Source organism: Flavobacterium covae (assembly GCF_001534645.1).
Lineage (GTDB): Bacteria > Bacteroidota > Bacteroidia > Flavobacteriales > Flavobacteriaceae > Flavobacterium > Flavobacterium covae.
Map to the genome: position 1 here is coordinate 3216021 of NZ_CP013992.1, position 19210 is coordinate 3235230.

The 19210-nt window shown below is 32.7% G+C and carries 5 protein-coding genes; all 5 read right to left on the reverse strand.

The features are described 5' to 3' along the window. Nucleotides 1–20: 20 nt before the first annotated feature. A complete protein-coding gene (locus tag AWN65_RS14115; protein ID WP_060383719.1) occupies nt 21–470 on the reverse strand; it encodes a GNAT family N-acetyltransferase in 450 nt (149 codons plus the stop codon). A 52-nt stretch (nt 471–522) separates the two neighbouring features. Beyond that, on the reverse strand, nt 523–2559 hold the full coding sequence (locus AWN65_RS14120; RefSeq protein ID WP_060383720.1) for a LysM peptidoglycan-binding domain-containing protein: 2037 nt from the start codon (nt 2557–2559) through the stop codon (nt 523–525). 106 nt (nt 2560–2665) lie between these two features. Next, nucleotides 2666–3853, reverse strand: a complete 1188-nt coding sequence (locus tag AWN65_RS14125; RefSeq protein ID WP_060383721.1) for a phosphoglycerate kinase — start codon at nt 3851–3853, stop codon at nt 2666–2668. A 101-nt stretch (nt 3854–3954) separates the two neighbouring features. Further along, nucleotides 3955–4947, reverse strand: coding sequence for a PorP/SprF family type IX secretion system membrane protein (locus AWN65_RS14130; RefSeq protein WP_081078462.1), 993 nt, complete (start codon nt 4945–4947; stop codon nt 3955–3957). A gap of 15 nt (nt 4948–4962) precedes the next feature. After that, nucleotides 4963–19170 carry a T9SS type B sorting domain-containing protein gene (locus tag AWN65_RS14135; protein WP_060383722.1) on the reverse strand — a complete coding sequence of 4736 codons (14208 nt, stop codon included), beginning with the start codon at nt 19168–19170 and terminating at the stop codon, nt 4963–4965. Nucleotides 19171–19210 lie beyond the last annotated feature (40 nt).

The following is a 19210-nucleotide window of genomic DNA, read 5'->3' on the forward strand; positions in this document are numbered from 1 at the left end:
ACACAATTTTTTATAGTCTCTTAAAAAGATTTTCTTTTCATCTCTATATGTGGAATATCATCTTCTAAGTATACTTCGGAGGTTTGTATGAAACCATGAGTTTTATAAAACTTGACTAAATATTCTTGTGCTGATATTGTAATATTCTTTTGGTCATAAGCATCTTCTAGTGTATCAATAGCAACTTTCATCAACTCATGACCTAACTTAAGACTACGATATTTAGGAGAAACTACGACTCTACCAATTGATGATTCTTTAAAATAATCGCCTGCGTTAAACATACGACAATAACTAGCTAATTCTCCATTTAAATAACCTAATACATGAATTGCTTTCGAATCCTTTTTATCAATATCCAAATAAGGGCAATTCTGTTCTACTACAAAGACTTCTGAACGCAAGTGTAATATATCATACAATTCGTCTACAGAAAGTTCTTCAAAACGCTTTATTTTAAATTCTTGCATAATTAAATTCTTTTAAAAAATTAAAGGACGCTAATGCGTCCTTTACTGTATGTTAAATTTTTATTTTCATTCCTGGCTGTAGATCATTTTCTTTTATATTATTTTTCTTTCTTAACTCTGCAACCGTTGTGTTGTATTTTTTGGAAATTTTAAATAACGAATCTCCTTTTTGAACTATATAGAGTTTTTGCTCATCAAATGGAAGTTTCTTTTTTGGTAATTCAACTTTAGCCGCAATAGTTTTTTCAATTTTTAGTTGTTCTCCTACTTTAACTTCTTTTGATATTTTATCATTCCATTGCATAAGTTCATCAACAGTTACACCGTAATTTTTAGCAATTTTTACAAAATTATCTCCTTTTTTTACTATGTATAAATCTGTTTGAGTAATTATTTCTTGTTTTGATTCAGTTAATTTTATAACATCACCTGGATTTACCATACCATTTTCAATTTGATTCCATTTTTTCAAATCTGACACAAACAAATGATGTTTTTTAGCAATGGCATAAAGCGTTTCTCCTTGTAAAACAACATGTTCAGAAGGAGCTGCATCAGCGGTTGTATTTAATTCGTTTTTAACTTTTGAATCTTTATAAACCAAATCTGTTATCTTGTTTTTCGGAATATTTCCCACTACATTTAATGTGGTTGGATTGCTTTCTTCTATTTCTTGAACAGCATTTGCAGCAATAGTATTAGATTCATCGTATTTAATACGGATTCTAGATCCTCTTAATAAATGTATTCCTCTTAATCTATTCCATTTTTTTATATCAGCAACTGCTACGTTATATTTCTCTGCTAGTTTTCTTGCATCGTCACCCTTTTTAACAATATGAAATTTCTGTAATAGAGGTTTTTTAGATTCTGTTTTATTAACCAAGCTTTCTTCTGTAACTTTTTCTGTATCAAATATTTCTTTAATAACACGTGGTTTGATTTGTCTTATAAAAGGTCTTTCTCTCTGACTTTCTTGGTGATCAATATAAGCGTAAATTTTTTCTTCATTAGAAGCTAAAATGGCTAATTTCTTTTTGGGCAAACAAATGAAATGGTTCTTACCAGTTACATAAGGAACCACCTTCATTTTATAAGATGGATTTAAAAACTCAATGTCAGATTCAGGCATATCTAATAAACTTGCCAATTGTTTAAAGCTTACCTTTCGTTTCAAAGCGATCGTATCCGTTTCAAAATGTTTTGCTACAGGTTTATAAGGTACTAATCCGTGTTCTTTATGATACTCAAAAATGTACATAGTGGCTAAGAAAGCAGGTACATAACCTTGTGTTTCACGGGGTAATTTATGTTTAATATTCCAAAAATTTTGAAAGCCTCCAGAACGGCGAATAGCTTTACTTACGTTTCCTGCTCCTGAATTGTAGGAAGCTAAAACGAGTTCCCAATCTCCAAAAATTTTGTACATTCCTTGCATATAACGTGCGGCTGCATCGGTTGCTTTAAAGGTGTCTTTACGTTCATCTATATAGGAATCAATTTTTAACCCGTATTGCTTACCTGTTTCGTACATGAATTGCCATAAACCCGTTGCTCCTACTCTGGATACAGCACTAGATCGTAATGCTGATTCTACAATTGAAAGATATTTGATTTCCAAAGGTACATCATAACGAGCCATTGCTTCTTCAAATAAAGGAAAATAAAACTGAGATAATCCCATTAAACGTTCATAAGATCGTTTGCGGTTTTTTAGAAAATTTTTAACTAAGTTTTCTAGTTGTGGATTATATTCAATATTAAAAGGAGACTTTTCATCTAATAAACGTAATCTTTCTTTGAATACATCTGTTGGCAAATCAAAGTCTACTTTTATATTTAAATCAAGATTTTTAATATCTGAAACAATTCCATCAAAAATATCTTGTGTATTAGATAGTTCTTTTATATGTTGATTGTCTATGCAATCTGACGTTTCATTAACTACAAAAGTTCTCTTTATAGAATCTAAATAAGATCGTTTAACTATAAGTTTTGAAACAGAATCCTGTGGAATCTTATTTTGTGCATAAGTTCCAAAAGCAGATACCAGTAAAAATAGATTGAGAGCAAGTTTCTTTCTAATCATCAGCTTTAATTTATTAAATAACTTATTTTCAGCTATTTATATTAGATTTACAAACATAAAACCTAATTTTGATTTACAATAATAAAAAATGTTAAAATTCACTTAATTAATTTAAAATGGCTGCAATTCCGGGTAAAATTCTACCTTCTAGCATTTCTAACATGGCACCACCTCCTGTTGAAACATAACTCATTTTAGGTTCAAAACCAAACTGTTTTACAGCGGCAACACTATCTCCTCCTCCGACTAATGAAAAAGCACCATTTTGAGTAGACTCTGCTATATAATTTCCTAATTCGATCGTACCATTTGCAAAATGTTCCATTTCAAAAACACCAAGAGGACCATTCCATAAAATAGTTTTTGAATTTAAAATAACCTCTTTGATTGTTTCTAACGTTTTAGGACCTACGTCCATTCCTAACCATCCATCGGGGATTGAGTTAACGTTTACTAATTTTGTATCTGCTGTATTAGAAAAAGAATTAGCAGCTAATACATCAACTGGCAAATGAATTTGAACTCCTTTAGATTTGGCTTTTTCAAGAATTTCAAGGGCTAAATCTAGTTTATCATCTTCACATAATGAATTACCAATCTGACCTCCTAATGCTTTAATAAAAGTAAAAGTCATACCTCCGCCAATAATCATGTGATCAATTTTATCTAAAATATTTTCAATAACTGTAATTTTGGAAGAAACTTTACTACCTCCTAATACTGCTGTTACAGGTTTTACACTATTGTTTAAAACTTTATTTAGGCTCTCTATTTCTTTTACTAAAAGAGATCCAAAACATTTTTTATCAGGAAAGAATTGTGCTATTATAGCAGTAGAAGCATGCGCTCTATGTGCTGTACCAAAAGCATCATTTACATAAATATCACCAAAGGAAGCTAATTTTTTAGAAAATTCAATATCCCCTTCTTCTTCTTCTTTATAGAATCGTAAATTTTCTAATAGTAGAACGTGACCTTCTTTAAGGTTCATAACAGCATTTTCAGCAATAGATCCGATGCAATCTGATGCAAAATCTACTGGTTTACCTAAAATTTCTGCTGTTTTAGATACTATATGTTTCAAAGAAAATTCTTGTTGTACTCCCTTTGGTCTTCCTAAATGTGATAATAAAATGACAGATCCCCCTTCATTTAAAATTTTATCAATGGTGGGTTTAGCTGCTTCAATGCGAGTTGTGTCTGTAACATTAAAATTCTTATCTAAAGGCACATTAAAATCAACTCGAATTAAGGCTTTTTTGCCTCTAAAATCAATGTCAAAAATCGTTTTCATTGTGTTATTTTTTTATACAAAAATAAAATAAAAAAGGCTAAAAAATGCTAAATATTGGATCTAGCTATATTTTTAGCCTTTAAAATATTTAAATTAAAGGTTTAATCTTCTGATAAAGAATTTTGAGTACAAGGACAGTTACTGATACCTTGGAAGAAATCCCATCCTAAAGTAATCATGTGTGTACCTGAGTTGTATTTTACCAATTCGTTAGTTGTAACTTGATAAGCATATCCAGCATAAAAACCTCCTTTTTTTAATCCTAACATAGGTCCAATTGATAGTGGTTTCATAGGTTGGTCGTTTAGAAAACGGTAGGTTGCTCCTAACCAAAAATAACCTGTACGTTGGTAATCTATATAACGATACTTAAGATTCATATCTGTTGTAGAACGTCCGTCACTTTCAAAATATTGAACATAAGCGGAAGGTTCTATTTCAGTTCTAGAATCACGGTTTCCTTTAAAAACATAACCTGTATAAAGTTGATAATTACGTAATTGATTAGGTTCTGGTGAAACAGGAAACTTCTTAAGATCTTTTGGTAATAGGTTACTAAAATTTAAATTAATATAAAATTTACTTTTTCTATACAAGAAACCTACGTCAAAATTACTATTATTAATAAAACGATCATTATTTACGCTAACATCAGATGTTTGAAAATTTTCGATTTCGTGTCTAAAATTATTATAATTATAAGACATACCAAAAGAAAAATACTGTTTACTTGGATAATCTAAGATAATATGATGTGCAAATGATAGTTTAGCTCCTATCTGACGGCTATTCCCATTTTTATCATTATAAACGTGAAGACCAATTCCTGATTGATCTAATATGCGCATATCAAAATAAGCGGCCTGATTATTAGGGGCATCTTTAATACCAACCCATTGAAAAAAACCGTTAACACGAATCCTTGCATTATCACCTATCCCAGCATAGGTAGGTGATAAAACAAATGGATTATCTGCTAAATATTGAGTGGCTGCAGGTAGGTGTAACTCCTGAGCAATCCCTGAGGATACTATAGAAAAAGCTAACATTGTAAAAGCTTTTTTTGATTTACTATATAGTGTACGAATTGTCATAACTCAAAAGTTAAATTATCTATAAAGAGTGAAGTGACCTACAAACTCTTTGCCATCATTATTATCTACTTTTATAACATACCAGTAATCACCAGAAGGTAATTCTTTACCATTATATTTACCGTTCCATCTTGCTCCAACTGGTAATGTAGCAATTAGACGACCGTAACGATCATAAACATGTGTTACTAATCTTGGATAAACTGTAGGATCTACACAACCAGGCCCCCAATCATCGTTTTCTCCATTTCCATCTGGTGTCATTACGTCAGGAACGCAAATAGGTATATAAGTTAAACGTTTAGCATCTATATCATTACATCCACTATCATCGGTAACGATTACTTTTATTTGTTCATATTGCTGATAGTAAATAAAAGTATTATTAGATCCTGATTGCATTTGTTGTCCATCTGCAAAGAATGTATACTTATAATTACCTGAACCTCCTGTAGCAACTGCCATTGCAGTATTAAGACCTGAAATACTTAATACAACATCTAATTCATTTAGAGGAGTTACCATGAACGGAGTTGGAAGCACATTGTTATTTGGACATCCGTTTGGTCCTTCTACAAACACGGTATGAAATGCAGGAGCTAAAAACTGGTTCGTATATTTCGGATCAGTAGATAAGAATATATTACTAGTTTGTGCAGGTAAATTATCTAAACTAAATTTATAATTACCAACAAAAGCACCTTTAGCATCTAATTTATTTATTACTTCAATTCGTACCATTGGTTTATTTGTCAATGGGTTACAAGGATAAGTAACATTAATTCCAGGATCAAAACTATCACCAGGGCCTATTATAATATCATAAAGGGCTTTACAATTTGTACCGTTAGAATCTTTAATAGCAATAGAATATTTTTTACCGTCTAATCCATTAAATACATGAGAGTTCACACCGTCTAGATTGTTAATTGGTTCATAAATTGAATCATCAACTTCAACTGGCGGGGTTGAATTATCAAAACTTATTTTGTATTCTTTTGTTACAAAATAAGGTCCTGTACCTCCTTGAATATTTGTAATATGAATTTCTCCTCTATTTTCATTAGCACATATTTCATCTATACCAGTCACAGTACCTTTAAGTTCTGCTGGTGCTGTAATACGTACAGATTGTACTGGTGGATGACATGAAGTAGCAACTGTAAACACATTTATCTCATAAGTGTCTGGTTTTAGATTACTAATTGTAAAAGTACCAGCGGCTAAATCATTGTCGTTAACTGTATAAACTTGTTGATGTGTGTAAGAGCCATCTGCTGAACTAATAGAATATTGTAATTTACGATTATCAATACCTTTTAAGGTTACTACAATTTTTCCATCTCTTTTGTATGAACAAGTAGTCTGAATTCCTTTTAAGTCAAATTTTAATTCAGCTGGTGAACTAATAGATACAGGAGTACTTATAGAAGTACAATTACCACTTCTAACTTGAATTGTATGATTTCCTACTGGGACATCCATAAATATACCTGTAGTATTAGAAATATTTGAAGGTAATAACACATACGTATAGTTTCCTTGTCCTCCGCTTGCATGGGCAACAACTCTAGCTGTGTCATACGAACAATTTACTTTGATAGGTGAAATTGGATCAATCGTAAATGGTGACAAAGTACTGATTGTGTATCCATTTGTTTCAACCCCAGCACAAGCATTTGTATCACGAACATAATATTTATAAGTTATGCCAGCAGCTAAATTATTTAATCTCAAAGGAGAAACGAATGGTGTCCATGGTCCTGATTGAGAATTACTATATTCAAATATACCTGTACCTCCAGTAGCTGTAAGAATTAAACTAGCTTGGCTTGTATCACAAATTTGTGAATTAGGTACTAACGATAAAGATGTTTTTATTTCTTTAGCAGGTAATACATCAAAGAATAATTGCTTAGATGGACAATTAGAAGCGTCATTCACAATAACATAATAACGTCCAGGAGCCAAATTAGTAAACGTATTAGATGCTTGAGGTCCTGAAGTAACTCCTACAGGATTTACATAATGTAAAGTGTAATTATAATCATTAGGAACATTATAACCACCTGTTACGCCTACTACTTGTACTACTCCATCATTTACACCAAAACAACGTAATTGTACTGGTGCAATATTAGGTGCATCAATAATAGCGGGTTTAGATAAATTAACTATCTGATTTACAGAACAACCTTTTTCATCTTTAACTGTTATGGTATAAGCTGAATTACCTGATAATCCAGTAAATATACCTGGAGATAATTGCTGTCCTTCAACTGGTGATATAGTATAGGTGTAATTACCCCAACCACCTGTAGCAACTGTGCTAATAGAACCATCATTACCTGGTGTACAAGTTAATAATCCTTTAGTAGTGGCAATCGTAAGTGCATTGTTCGGTTCGTTAATTGTAAAATTAGACGAGAAAGTACAATTAGGTTTTTTAGCTAAAGTAACATTAAGAGTATAAGTACCAGCAGAAAGCCCATTAATGAGGAGTGGTCCTGCAGTAGCACTATTTCCTACTAAATTAAATCCAGTATTGTTATTTGTAACCGTATAATTAAATTCTCCAGCTTGATTTCCATTACTTAATATGGTATCTACTATGGAAACCTCTGTACTACCTGTAAAACTTCCTTTACAAGTTACATCCTTGGTATTTGCTAATTGTATAGCAAAAGTATTTGGATCTGCTACATAATGTATTTTTTGAACACTACAATTCGTTTTATTGTTAGTAACTGTAACCATGTAGTTATCTTTTCCTAAATTAGTAAAGATACCTGTAGTATTAGTAATAGATGCTCCTGTTCTGATATTAGTTACATTGTAATCATACAAAGGAACTGGTGCACCTGTAGTAGTAACACTTACCGTAATATCCTCACCACTAATACATGTAATATCATTATTTACCACAATATTAGGTCCAGAAATACTAACAAAAGGATTTACATCAACTGTAGCAGTTCCTTTACATCCTTTATCATCATATACATTTATAGTATATTTTCCACCTACTATATCCGTTGTTGAATAGGTTTTTTCTGGACCAAAATAAACTTGCTTACCGTTTAAAACAAACTCATAGTTTACATATTTACCAGAACCACCTGTTACGCCATTAACAGTAATTGAAGCAGCATTAACAGAGTTAGTATTTAGTGTACAAGCAAACTGATTAACAATAGGAGATGGGACAGTCATCACGTCAGGCTGAGAGATTGTAACTTGTTGTTTTACTTTACAATTTCTACCTGAAGTAACTTCAACAGTATAATTACCCGCTGGTAATCCTGTAAATACATTATTAGTTTGTGCTGGCCTCAATTGTTGAGAAGGGAAAACTAAAGCATAAGTATAAATAGGATTTCCATTTGATGGAGCCGGTTCTAAATTTACTGTAATCGTTCCGTTACTATCTCCATTACAGATAGTAGAGGTAGGTAGTATAGAAGCGATCAATACATCATCTGGTTTTTCTAATTTAACTGTAATATTTTTAGTACAAGCAGTAGTCAAATCTCTAACTGTGAAAGTGGAATCTCCAAATGGTAAACCTGTAAATATACCTGTACCATTTACTGTAGCTCCATACGTGTATTCATAATTACCCGATCCGCCAACAGCAGTAAGTGTTATCTTACCATCATTAGCATTACAAGTAGGCTGAGCAACAATAGTAGGATTGATATTTAATGGCGGATATACAATAATTGATTTACTGTCGGTACATCCATTAGCATCTTTTATAGTAATCGTATTATTTCCTATAATTAATCCATTAAAGGTATACGGTGCAATTACATTTACAAATGAGCTAGTTCCATTAGCATTTGTAATACTATAAGTATAAGGAGCTATTCCATCTACAACACTAGTTGCTGTTATTACATAATCTGTACCATTAGAAGTACATTGATTAGCAGCAAACACTGGGAGTGTTAGTACAGGATTCTTATCAGTAGGCAGAATAACTGGCACCTGTGCGATACAATTGTTGGCATCTTTTACATAAGCTATGTAATTACCTCCATCACGATTAAATACGGTGGAAGTTGTCCATCCCACAGAAGCAGCTGTAGGAGCAGGATCAGTAGCTAACGCAACAATATAGGAGTAGGTAGGAGTACCATTATTACCTAAAACTTTAATAATACCTGCTAGAGAATTACAATTATCATTTTTATCTACAGTAGCTGTTATTGCCAATTGTGTAGGAGTACCTACAGTAGCAGAAGCTGTTGTAATATCACACTTAGGAAAGTTATTTTCCTTAATTTTAACTGTATAAGTCCCCGCTGGTAGACCTGATATAGTAAACGGATTGGTTACAGTATTATCAACTATAATACCATTATGTCCAGCAACTATTGTATTAGTATTATCATATAAAGTATACGTATAAGGTCCTGAATACCCTTGAACACTTAATAATAAACTTCCACCAGTAGTATCTCCAAAACATTTTACACTTGCATCAGGTGCTAGAATAGCGGTTAATGTTTTAAATACATTTATTTGATGTCCTATTTGAATAAAACATCCAGTGGTTGCATCTATTACTTGGAAAGTATAAGAACCTGCTGCACTAATTGTAAATTGATTAGCAGTTGGTCCAGCAACCACGTTAGTTGCTCCAAAAGGAATTACTTGGTAAGTATAATTACCTGAACCTCCTGTAGCATTAATACTAATAATTTCATTTTGAGTACAATCAATAGCTTGATTTTTAACTATGGTTGCTCCTAATGGTGTTATAGCATTAATATCAACTTTTGTAGTTCCGATACATCTGTTAGAATCAAACACTCTTATTGTGTAAGAACCACCAGCTGTATCTTGTGTTTTAAATACAGAGCTAGCACCAGATTGTAAAACAACACCAGCCAGTTCAAACTCATAAGTTGTATATATTCCTGTACCTCCTGTAACATTTGTAACTTTGATTTCTGCAGGATTATAAGCATTCGTAGCATTACATGCAAACTGAGTAGCTACAGCGGTAATGTTAATAGGTGTTGGCTCATCTACTCTTACGTTTTGAGTAGCCGAGCAACCTCTTGCAGAAGTTACTGTGACAACATAATTACCTAAAGGTAAACCTACAAAGAGGTTCGTATCTTGTACTCCCACACCGTTTGGATCAGGAGCTATACTATATTTGTACGGTGCATCTGTATTAGTAGTATCTAAATTTACAGTTATACTACCATCATTACTACCTATACATTTAGTATTAGTAACTGTTGCTGCTACGAAAAGAACATCTTTAGCAGGTGCTAAATTTACAGGAACAGTTACTTTACAATTTGTTGTAAGATCCGTTACTTCAAAAGTGTAGTTACCTGGAGCTAAAGAATTAAAAATACCATTTAAATTAGTGGTTCCTGGAGGAGCTATTTGACTATAACTATAGTTACCACTTCCATCATTTGCCTTAATAGTAATCGTACCAGTAGCTGTATTACAAGTAGGAAGTAAGGTAAAATCACCAATTGCTTTTAAAGGTTTTAAAATTGTAACTGTAACCTTATTACCACAATTATTTTTATCTTTTACTTCTACGGTATGTACTCCTGAAGAAAGATTAGAAATAGTAAACGGTGCTGTCTGTGCTTGAAAAGCACCACCATCTATACTATACACATGAGGTGCAATACCAGAAGTTGTAAGTACTACATCAATAGCAAAATTACCCTCAGCAGCACATAAATTATTAACCGTTGCAGAAATAATTGGTTCTGAATCTACATCAACCTTTATGAAATTAAATTTAATACAACCATTAGCGTCTTTTACATATACTATATAATTTTTTCCCTCTAAATTAAATACATTAGATTTATGGATTAATGGATCAAAAGAACTAATAAATGCAGAATTTGTCGTTATAGGATCAGTACCATCTATTACCCCAGTTGCACCAGAATCAACAAATACTTGATATAAGTAAGGTCCTGTACCACCTGAAGCAGCAGCTGTAATAATACCAGCATTAGGTTTACAATTATCATTTGTGCTTGTCAAATCAAGTATTAAATCCGTTGCAGACTCTTTTATTTCATAAGGACCAAATGTCTTTCCACATCCTGCATTTGCTCCATTGATTTCACGTATTAAGATATTATACGAACCTGGTGCTAAAGGATTAATTGAATATGGATAAACAAAAGGCAAATTAATTATTACAGGGGCTCCAATGTTTACATTAGTAGCCGCATTAATTAATTGGTATGAAAACTGAGTAACACCTGCACTTAAATTACTTAAAGTAAATTTAATAGATCCATCAGCAGCACCTCTACACGTCACATTATTAATAACCTGAGATAAAGTAGGATTAATAAACGAAGGTACCGTAGGAGCCGTTTGGAAGTGATAACATCCTGTTGTTGTATCATATACCACTATACTATAAGTAGCCCCTGGAATTAAACCATTAAAAATATGAGAAGCAGCTCCATTATTAGAATTAACAAGAGTAGTTGACCATGGAGCAGCTGGTAAATCAACAATACCAAACTGATAAGTACCTGGACCAATAACTCCTCCTGAAATATCTACTTGTAAACTTGCACCTGTTGCACAAGTAGCCACACCTGTAAAAGTAAATGTTAAATCTGAAGGTGGGCTAGATATAATTTGATTTGGAACTACTTTTGAACAACCATTAGCATCAACTGCCTTTACAGTATAAACACCATAATCAATATTAGGGAAACAAACTGTAGTAGCTAGTGGTAAAGAATTAACAACAATCGGAGTACCTACTTGTACACCTGATGCATCAGTTAATGTAAAGGTAATAGGTAATGTTCCTCCTGTTAAATCTGTATTTACACAAATAGATCCTTTTATATAATTTTTAGTTCCAATATTACAAGCAAGAGGATTAATTTTAATTGTATAATTTAATAAAGCTGGTTCTGTAATACTGAAAGTTTTAGTATCAGTACAAGATTTTGCATCTGTAACAGTAACAGAATAATTACCAGCAGGTAAACCAGCTGTTTGTGTACCATAATTAATACCCGTTGTTGTATTTACAACTGATATAGTATAATCAGGTGTTCCGTTTGTAACACTCCAAGTAAAAGCACCTGTGGCATCACCATGACATTTTACGGTTGGACTAGTTATGTTTAAAGATAAATTAGGTAACGAACGTGGTTTTATATCTAATATATTAGTCTCTATTTGACATCCTTTAGCATCTGTAATACGGAATTTATAAGTACCTGAGTTTGCTAATAAAACAGGATATGTAAAGGTAGAACCTGTAATAGTGCCTACTACGGTGTAAGCTCCACCATTATAACTTACTTCATATTTGCCATACGGTAAATAACCGTTTGAAATACTACCTTTAATAACAGCATCTGGCGTAGCCGTACAATCGTATCCCTTATTTAAAACAATTGTTGCATTTAATTCGCTATTAATTGTTTGTTGGAATACTGTAGGATTTGTACATCCATAAGCATCTCGTACAACTATTGTATAAGTACCTGGAATTAAACCATTAAAAGTATGACTATCAGTAGGCGTATTACTTGGTACAAAAGCCCCTCCATTCAAACTGAAACTATAAGGAGAAATCCCTCCTGAAGCGGATACAACTAAAGATGCTTTGTTTGTATTGTCATAACAAAAATCAGAAGCTCCTGCTAAAGCAATCGTAGGACGATTTGGGTTCGTTAAATTAATTGTTTTCGATACTTGACACCCTCCTGCATCCTTAATAGTTACAGTATAGTTGTTAGCTGGCAAATTACTAAATATATTACCAGTTAAAGTACCCGCAGCAGGACTAATTGTATAGGTATAACCTCCCCATCCTCCAGTAGCATTAACAATGATACTTCCTTGTTTTGTACAAGTAATAGGATCTTTATCTAATGTTGCATCTAAAGCAACTGTAGGTGTTTTTATCTCAAATAAGGTAGTTATCTTACACTTTGTTGTAGTATTAGTTACATCAACTGTATAATTTCCTGCTCTTAAATTGTTTAATACAAAAGGCGATGTAGTTCCTGTACCTACAGAAGGAGTAGGACCTGTTACTACGTATGAATAACCTGTTCCAAAATTTGATACCGATATTTCAACAGATCCTTCAGTTCCATTTAAACATTTAATATCTGATAGAATTCGATTAGATATTGACATATCTGGTAATGGATTGATAGTATATTTTTCAGTATACGTACAATCTTTTGCATCAGTAACTACAAAGGTATAGGTACCCGCAGATAGATTAGTAAAAGCGCCTGTAGTATTTGTTACAGCCGCAGCTACTGGATCTGTTATAGCATACTCTTTTAGAGGTAAGCTACCTCCTGTAACGGTCACTTGTACATTAATTGTTTTAGCAGGACAAGTCATAGAAGAAGTAGGAGTAACCGTTAAATCCGTTGGAGGGGTTAATGGAACTACTACAAATGGAGGGTTAATCGTAAAACGACAACCATTTTTGTCTCTGACTACTATGGTATAAGTACCCGCAATTAAATTACTGAAAACGTTAGATGACTGCCATGTATTACCGTTATTATTACTATACTCAACACCTCCAGCACCATTTTCATTTGGTAACACTGTAACTGTGATAGTAGCATTCGTTTTACACGTGTAATTTGGATTTAGTACAGCTGTAGCCTTTAAAATATTAGGTTGACTAATTGTAATAGTTCCTGTAATAGTACACTGTTTAAGATCTCGAATAATATAATTATATGTTCCTTGTGCCAAACCAGCATAGCTAGTCTGATTAGAGAAACCAGCATTATTAAAGTTAATTTGATAACCACCCGCACCACCAGTAGGAGCAAAGGTAACACTTCCATCCGCTCCTCCATTACAGGTTACAGCTACGGTAGAAGGATTAGCAATTATTGGTACTAATTTTTTAACGGTTACAGTATTCGTGGTTACTTTACATCCTTTACTATCTGTTACTAAAAATTGATATGTAGTATCAGCTAAAACAGGAGGTATTGAGTATTTAAATGGCAAATTAGCTATAGGAGTAGGTACTGCTGGAGTATAATTTACACCTCCATCTGTACTTACTTGATATGAATAATTTGGATAACCATTTGAAATTGCAAGTGTAATTTCTGCATTTGGGTTTGATGGATTACAATCAGCATCTTTTGTTAAAGTAGCTGTTGCTACCAATTGTGCATTAATTTGTTGCGCTGATGTAGCTGCAGTACAACCAAAAGTATCTCTTACTACCACAACATAACTCCCTGGTGTTAAGTTTGAAAAAGTAGCATTATTTTGGAAAGGAATTAAAATAGTTCCTGTATTATTTTCTAATTGATATTGATAACCTGGAGTACCACCTGATGCACTTACTACTATAGTAGCAGCATTGGTTCCATCATAACAAAAATCAGATGTTGCTAGTACTTGTATGGTTGGTTTAGGTGCAATACCAATAGTAATTGTTGCTTTTTGTGTACATCCATTAGCATCTTTTACCACAACCACATAATCACCTGGTGCAACGTTATTAAATTTATTATTTGGTTGATAATTTATAACAGGAACACCCGTAGTAGTTTCTAATTGATACTGATAAGCAGGAGTACCTCCAGTAGCAGTAACTGATACAATAGCACCAGTAGTACAAGTAGCAGAAGTTATATTAGTTTGTACTTGTAATTGAGCTGGTACAATTATGGCTTGTGGTAAATTAAAACTACAACCTGCATTAGCAGCAGTTAAGTCGTATTTTACCAATACAAATCCTGGATATCCAGCTGGAGGAACAGCTATTGTTACAGGAGATGTTTTATAAGATGTCCAAGTAGCACCATTATTCATTGATACTTGATACCCTGAAGTTGTATTAAAATTTTGTGCAGCTATGGTAATTGTAGCATCATTTAATCCTGCACAACTTATGTCTTTATGTCCTGTAATTTGAGCAGAAAAAGCTTGTCCACATGGGATATTTACAGGAATAGTTTTAGTTGCAATACAAGTTATAGGCAATTGATATACTTCTATATCGTCTACAGCAAAATCAATACCGTCTTCTTTTGCAACTTCTAATCTTAGAACAAAATCAAGGGTTGTATTATTTCCTGGGTTTATAGTTTTGTTGTATACTTCCCATTTTTCTGTCTTAGGTATAGCTCCTGTAGAACTAGAAGATAAAGCTACACCTGTAGTATTTTGTAACTCTACTGTTAGAGAAGCATCTGGCTGTGTATTTCCAATTCTTAATAGATTTCTTGCATAAAAACGAACTAGAATTGGTTGATTAGGAATGATATCTTTGATTGTTTTTCTATATAAAACAGCATTATTAGGTATAGCATTTCCAGCATCTACAGCTAAATATCTACCTGGCCTTGCTCCAGTAGTGTGATCTAAAGGAATAGACCAACCTGAATAAGGGTTATTAAGTATAAATTGTGTAATTGTGTATTCTCCGTTACCAAAACGTTTATCGTCATGACATTTCGTAGCCTCTACTTGCGCCTCCCAACAAAAGCCTTTGTTAATACCTGGAGATTCTACATCTGGACCCGATCCAAAATCTTCTTTTAATAAATTACTAAAAGTAGGAGGGTTCGTTAAATTATAATTTACTGTTATAACAGAGTGTCCACATTGAACATTCTTAAACACATTAGAAGTAGGATCATGTGGCGGATTCAATGCTGGTGAGATAGAATAGGTATATGTATAAGCCGTAGAACCATTATTAACCGTAACGGTACTCGTAGCGGAACCATTACAATTAAAGGCAGGTGCAGACGTGTTAATTGTTGGATCAGGAGGAATAGGATCTAAAGTAACCGTCATTGGAAACACACAATCAGCAGCATCTTTAACATAAACAGTATAAGTACCTGGGGCTACTGAAGCTTGATTTACATTAGTCCAACCATTACCAAAGTTGTATAAATAAGATGGTCCAGTAAATGGCTTTCCTCCTTCTACATTTGTGATACGAATAATTCCTTTACCTCCAGTCGTATTACATGCTAATGCCATAACACCTCCAGAAGCAGTTAATGGATTTTCAGGTTGAGAAATCGTAATATTAGGTTCTGTTTTTGTACAAACCGCAGTACCTATGGTATATTGAACTACAGGTGTATAAATACCTGGTGCTAAATTTGTAAACGATGAATTATTAGTAAAAGGAGCACCTCCAGTAATGCTATATCCTAATGTATTTCCATTTGCATTCGTAACATTAAATGTAATGGTACCAGAATTATCATTATAACATTTTACATCAGTATAGCTTACTGTATATACAGGAGCTGGAACTTTTACAACATTAATTTGAGTTGTTTGAGTACAGTTATTAGAATCATATACAGTAATGGTATTAATTCCAGGATTTGTAACAGAAATAACATTAGTTGTTAAAAATGGGGCAGGAGGAGCACTATTCAAATAGAAAAAGTATGGTGCAGTACCTCCAGTTGCTGATATTGTAATTTCGCCATCTGAACATGTGCTTAAAGGTTTTGTTATAGAGGCATTTAATACCAATTGAGCAGGGTTAATTAAAGTAAAAGTTCCATCTTTAGTACAACTTGGAGTGGTAACAATCCAATAGTAAGACAAACCAGGTGTTAAATTATTAAATATATTATATGCCTGTGCCGTAGTAACTGAGTTTCCTACAATTAATCCAGAGGCATTTGTTCCTTGATATAAAGTGTATGTATAAGGACCATCTACTCCTGAAACACCTAAATTAACAGATCCTAAATCTCCATTACATTTAGGTTGTGAAACCGTTGGTAAAACGGATATATTATTAGCTGGTACCTCGATGTTTTTAATAGGAATTTGACAAGAACCAGGAACCGTATTATCTTTTACATTTATTGTGTAATTACCTGCTGTTAATATTTGAAATACAGGATTAACGGTCCAAACACCCAATGTTCCATTTGGTTGTACTAATTGGAATTGAAATTTACCTGTACTATTAACAGGTTTAATAACTGTTATAGAACCTGGGGCACCACATACAGTAGGTAATACTTTAACCTCTGTTTCTGTTAGATTTTTATAAACATTAAAATAAAAAGTTCTTGTACATCCTCCAACAAAAGTATAAATAAGCCTATATTTTCCTTCATTTGAAACAGCGTATTCGTTTGCCTCAACTATTTTATTCCAACATGAATCTGCTGTAACAGGACAGTTCGTTACAGGATTATAGGGACCACAACCTGCTTTAGTTTCATCATATAATTGCCATTCTACTTTTATAGCTCCTGCAATATTAGGTTGTAATAATTTACTATCGTCTTTACCACAAAGATAAATACTAGGAATTCTTTCACCTGAATCAGTACACTGAACAGGAGTAAGACTTTGATCGTATTTAATTAGAGGATTTTCAAGATCTGCTCCGTATAGTTTAACATTAAATGTTTGAACAATAGATCTACAAATAGCATCTGTGCCTGTTACCGTATAAGTTCCTGGTAAATTTACTGTTACTTCTTGACTTGTTTTATTAGGAGTAAAAGTTGCACCTGCAGGACCTGTCCAAACATAATTATCATAATTGTTTCCTGCTTTTAATGTGGTTGTATTACCACAATAAAGAACTTCTGTAGTGAAATTACATTTCTTATCTAAACCAACAATGAAGTTTGTTGAATTTGTAGAACCTACTAAACAATTAGGATCTATTTGAGAATAACTAGGATCATTGTGATTTTCCGCATTATTAATAACACCACTGTATTCAACAAAAGCTTGGTTTTTAATTTCATTTGAGCAAGCTGTTGTAAACTCATCACAAGAACAAGCAATTTTTACCTTGATTTTAATTGAATACTCTGGAGCATCTTTTTTTAGATATGCTTTAGGAATATAAATAAACAACTCCCTAGGATTTGTAGGGTTTTTTTCATATTTCATCGAAGTATTTAATGTCGTATTTGTAGATGTAATACTTTGTAAACTTACATTTTGAGGAAGAATATCCTTTAACAATACGTAATTAGTTCCATATTTATGAGATGTTAAACCTTGTGCATCGTCATTACCTATATTATCAAAATATATATTGTAATTAATTTCATCACATATATCTACGGTTTGATTAGAAATATCTAAACCTGCGTTATTTGTTACATTTTTCCTTAATATGACTCTAGGTCCAATAACATCAACAGCAAAAGCTGTAAAAAAAACAAAGTACTGATCACCATTTGTCCCTAGATTAATAGAAGCTGATGTATCATTATTTTTAATTACAGAATTACTAGGATTATCTACTTTAAAAATACCAGCGTCATAACCTAAGGTATTCCTACTACTAGGTGTTCTACCTGATAAAAGTCCTGAAGGATCAGTTAAAGTACTATTAAAGAAATTTTGTTTATAATCTGAAGTAAATTGGTTGATTTTTCTAAAAGGAGGTTGCATTAATACATTATTAATTTTAAAAAAATCACCTGATATTTGTTGATCTCCTTCTAATGCTCCAAATGCTACCCAAGCTCCTACGTTTCCTGTAGGTATTGTTTTAAATCCACTAACAGGTACATCTAAAGAATTAGTATTATTCAACTTTGTAAACCCATTAAAAGAAGTAATATTTTTAGCTGGCAAATTAGGATTTTCGTATATAACATACAAATGCCATCCTGCCGAATAACCTCCTGTAACCTTACCTTCTGAACAAACGATATTGGCCACAGTATAATCACCTTGAATATCTCCCAATTTATTTAATAAATCAGTAACATCAGCAAAAGCTGCGTAAGGCTTATTTACTTCAGTGGTTTGATTATAGATAAGGGTACCTGATATATCTTCATAAACCGTAGATTTTGGAAGTTTCAATTTAACTTTTTTAATATCTAATGTTGTATTACTATAAATCCCTGCCCAATATAATGCCGCATATTTTACTTTATGACAGGCTTGGTAAGCAGTAGGAATTTTTAATTCAGCTTTACTAGCATTGTAAACGCTTCTATCTGCAGTATCTACATTAACATAAACCATACTAATCCTATCATTAGGTTCATCTCCATCGTATGGCAAAGTTGAGCTCTGCGATAAATTATTATTTCCTATTAATAAAATATCTGCATTAAGACCATTTGTCTGATTGACGACAGAAAAAGGCTTAAATTGTTGTGCAAAGGATTGATGAAATCCTAAGCTCCAGAACAATAAAATACATAAGTAATAACTCGATCTCATAGGGCGTTCGTTTATTATTTAAAAACTAATAAAGTTATAT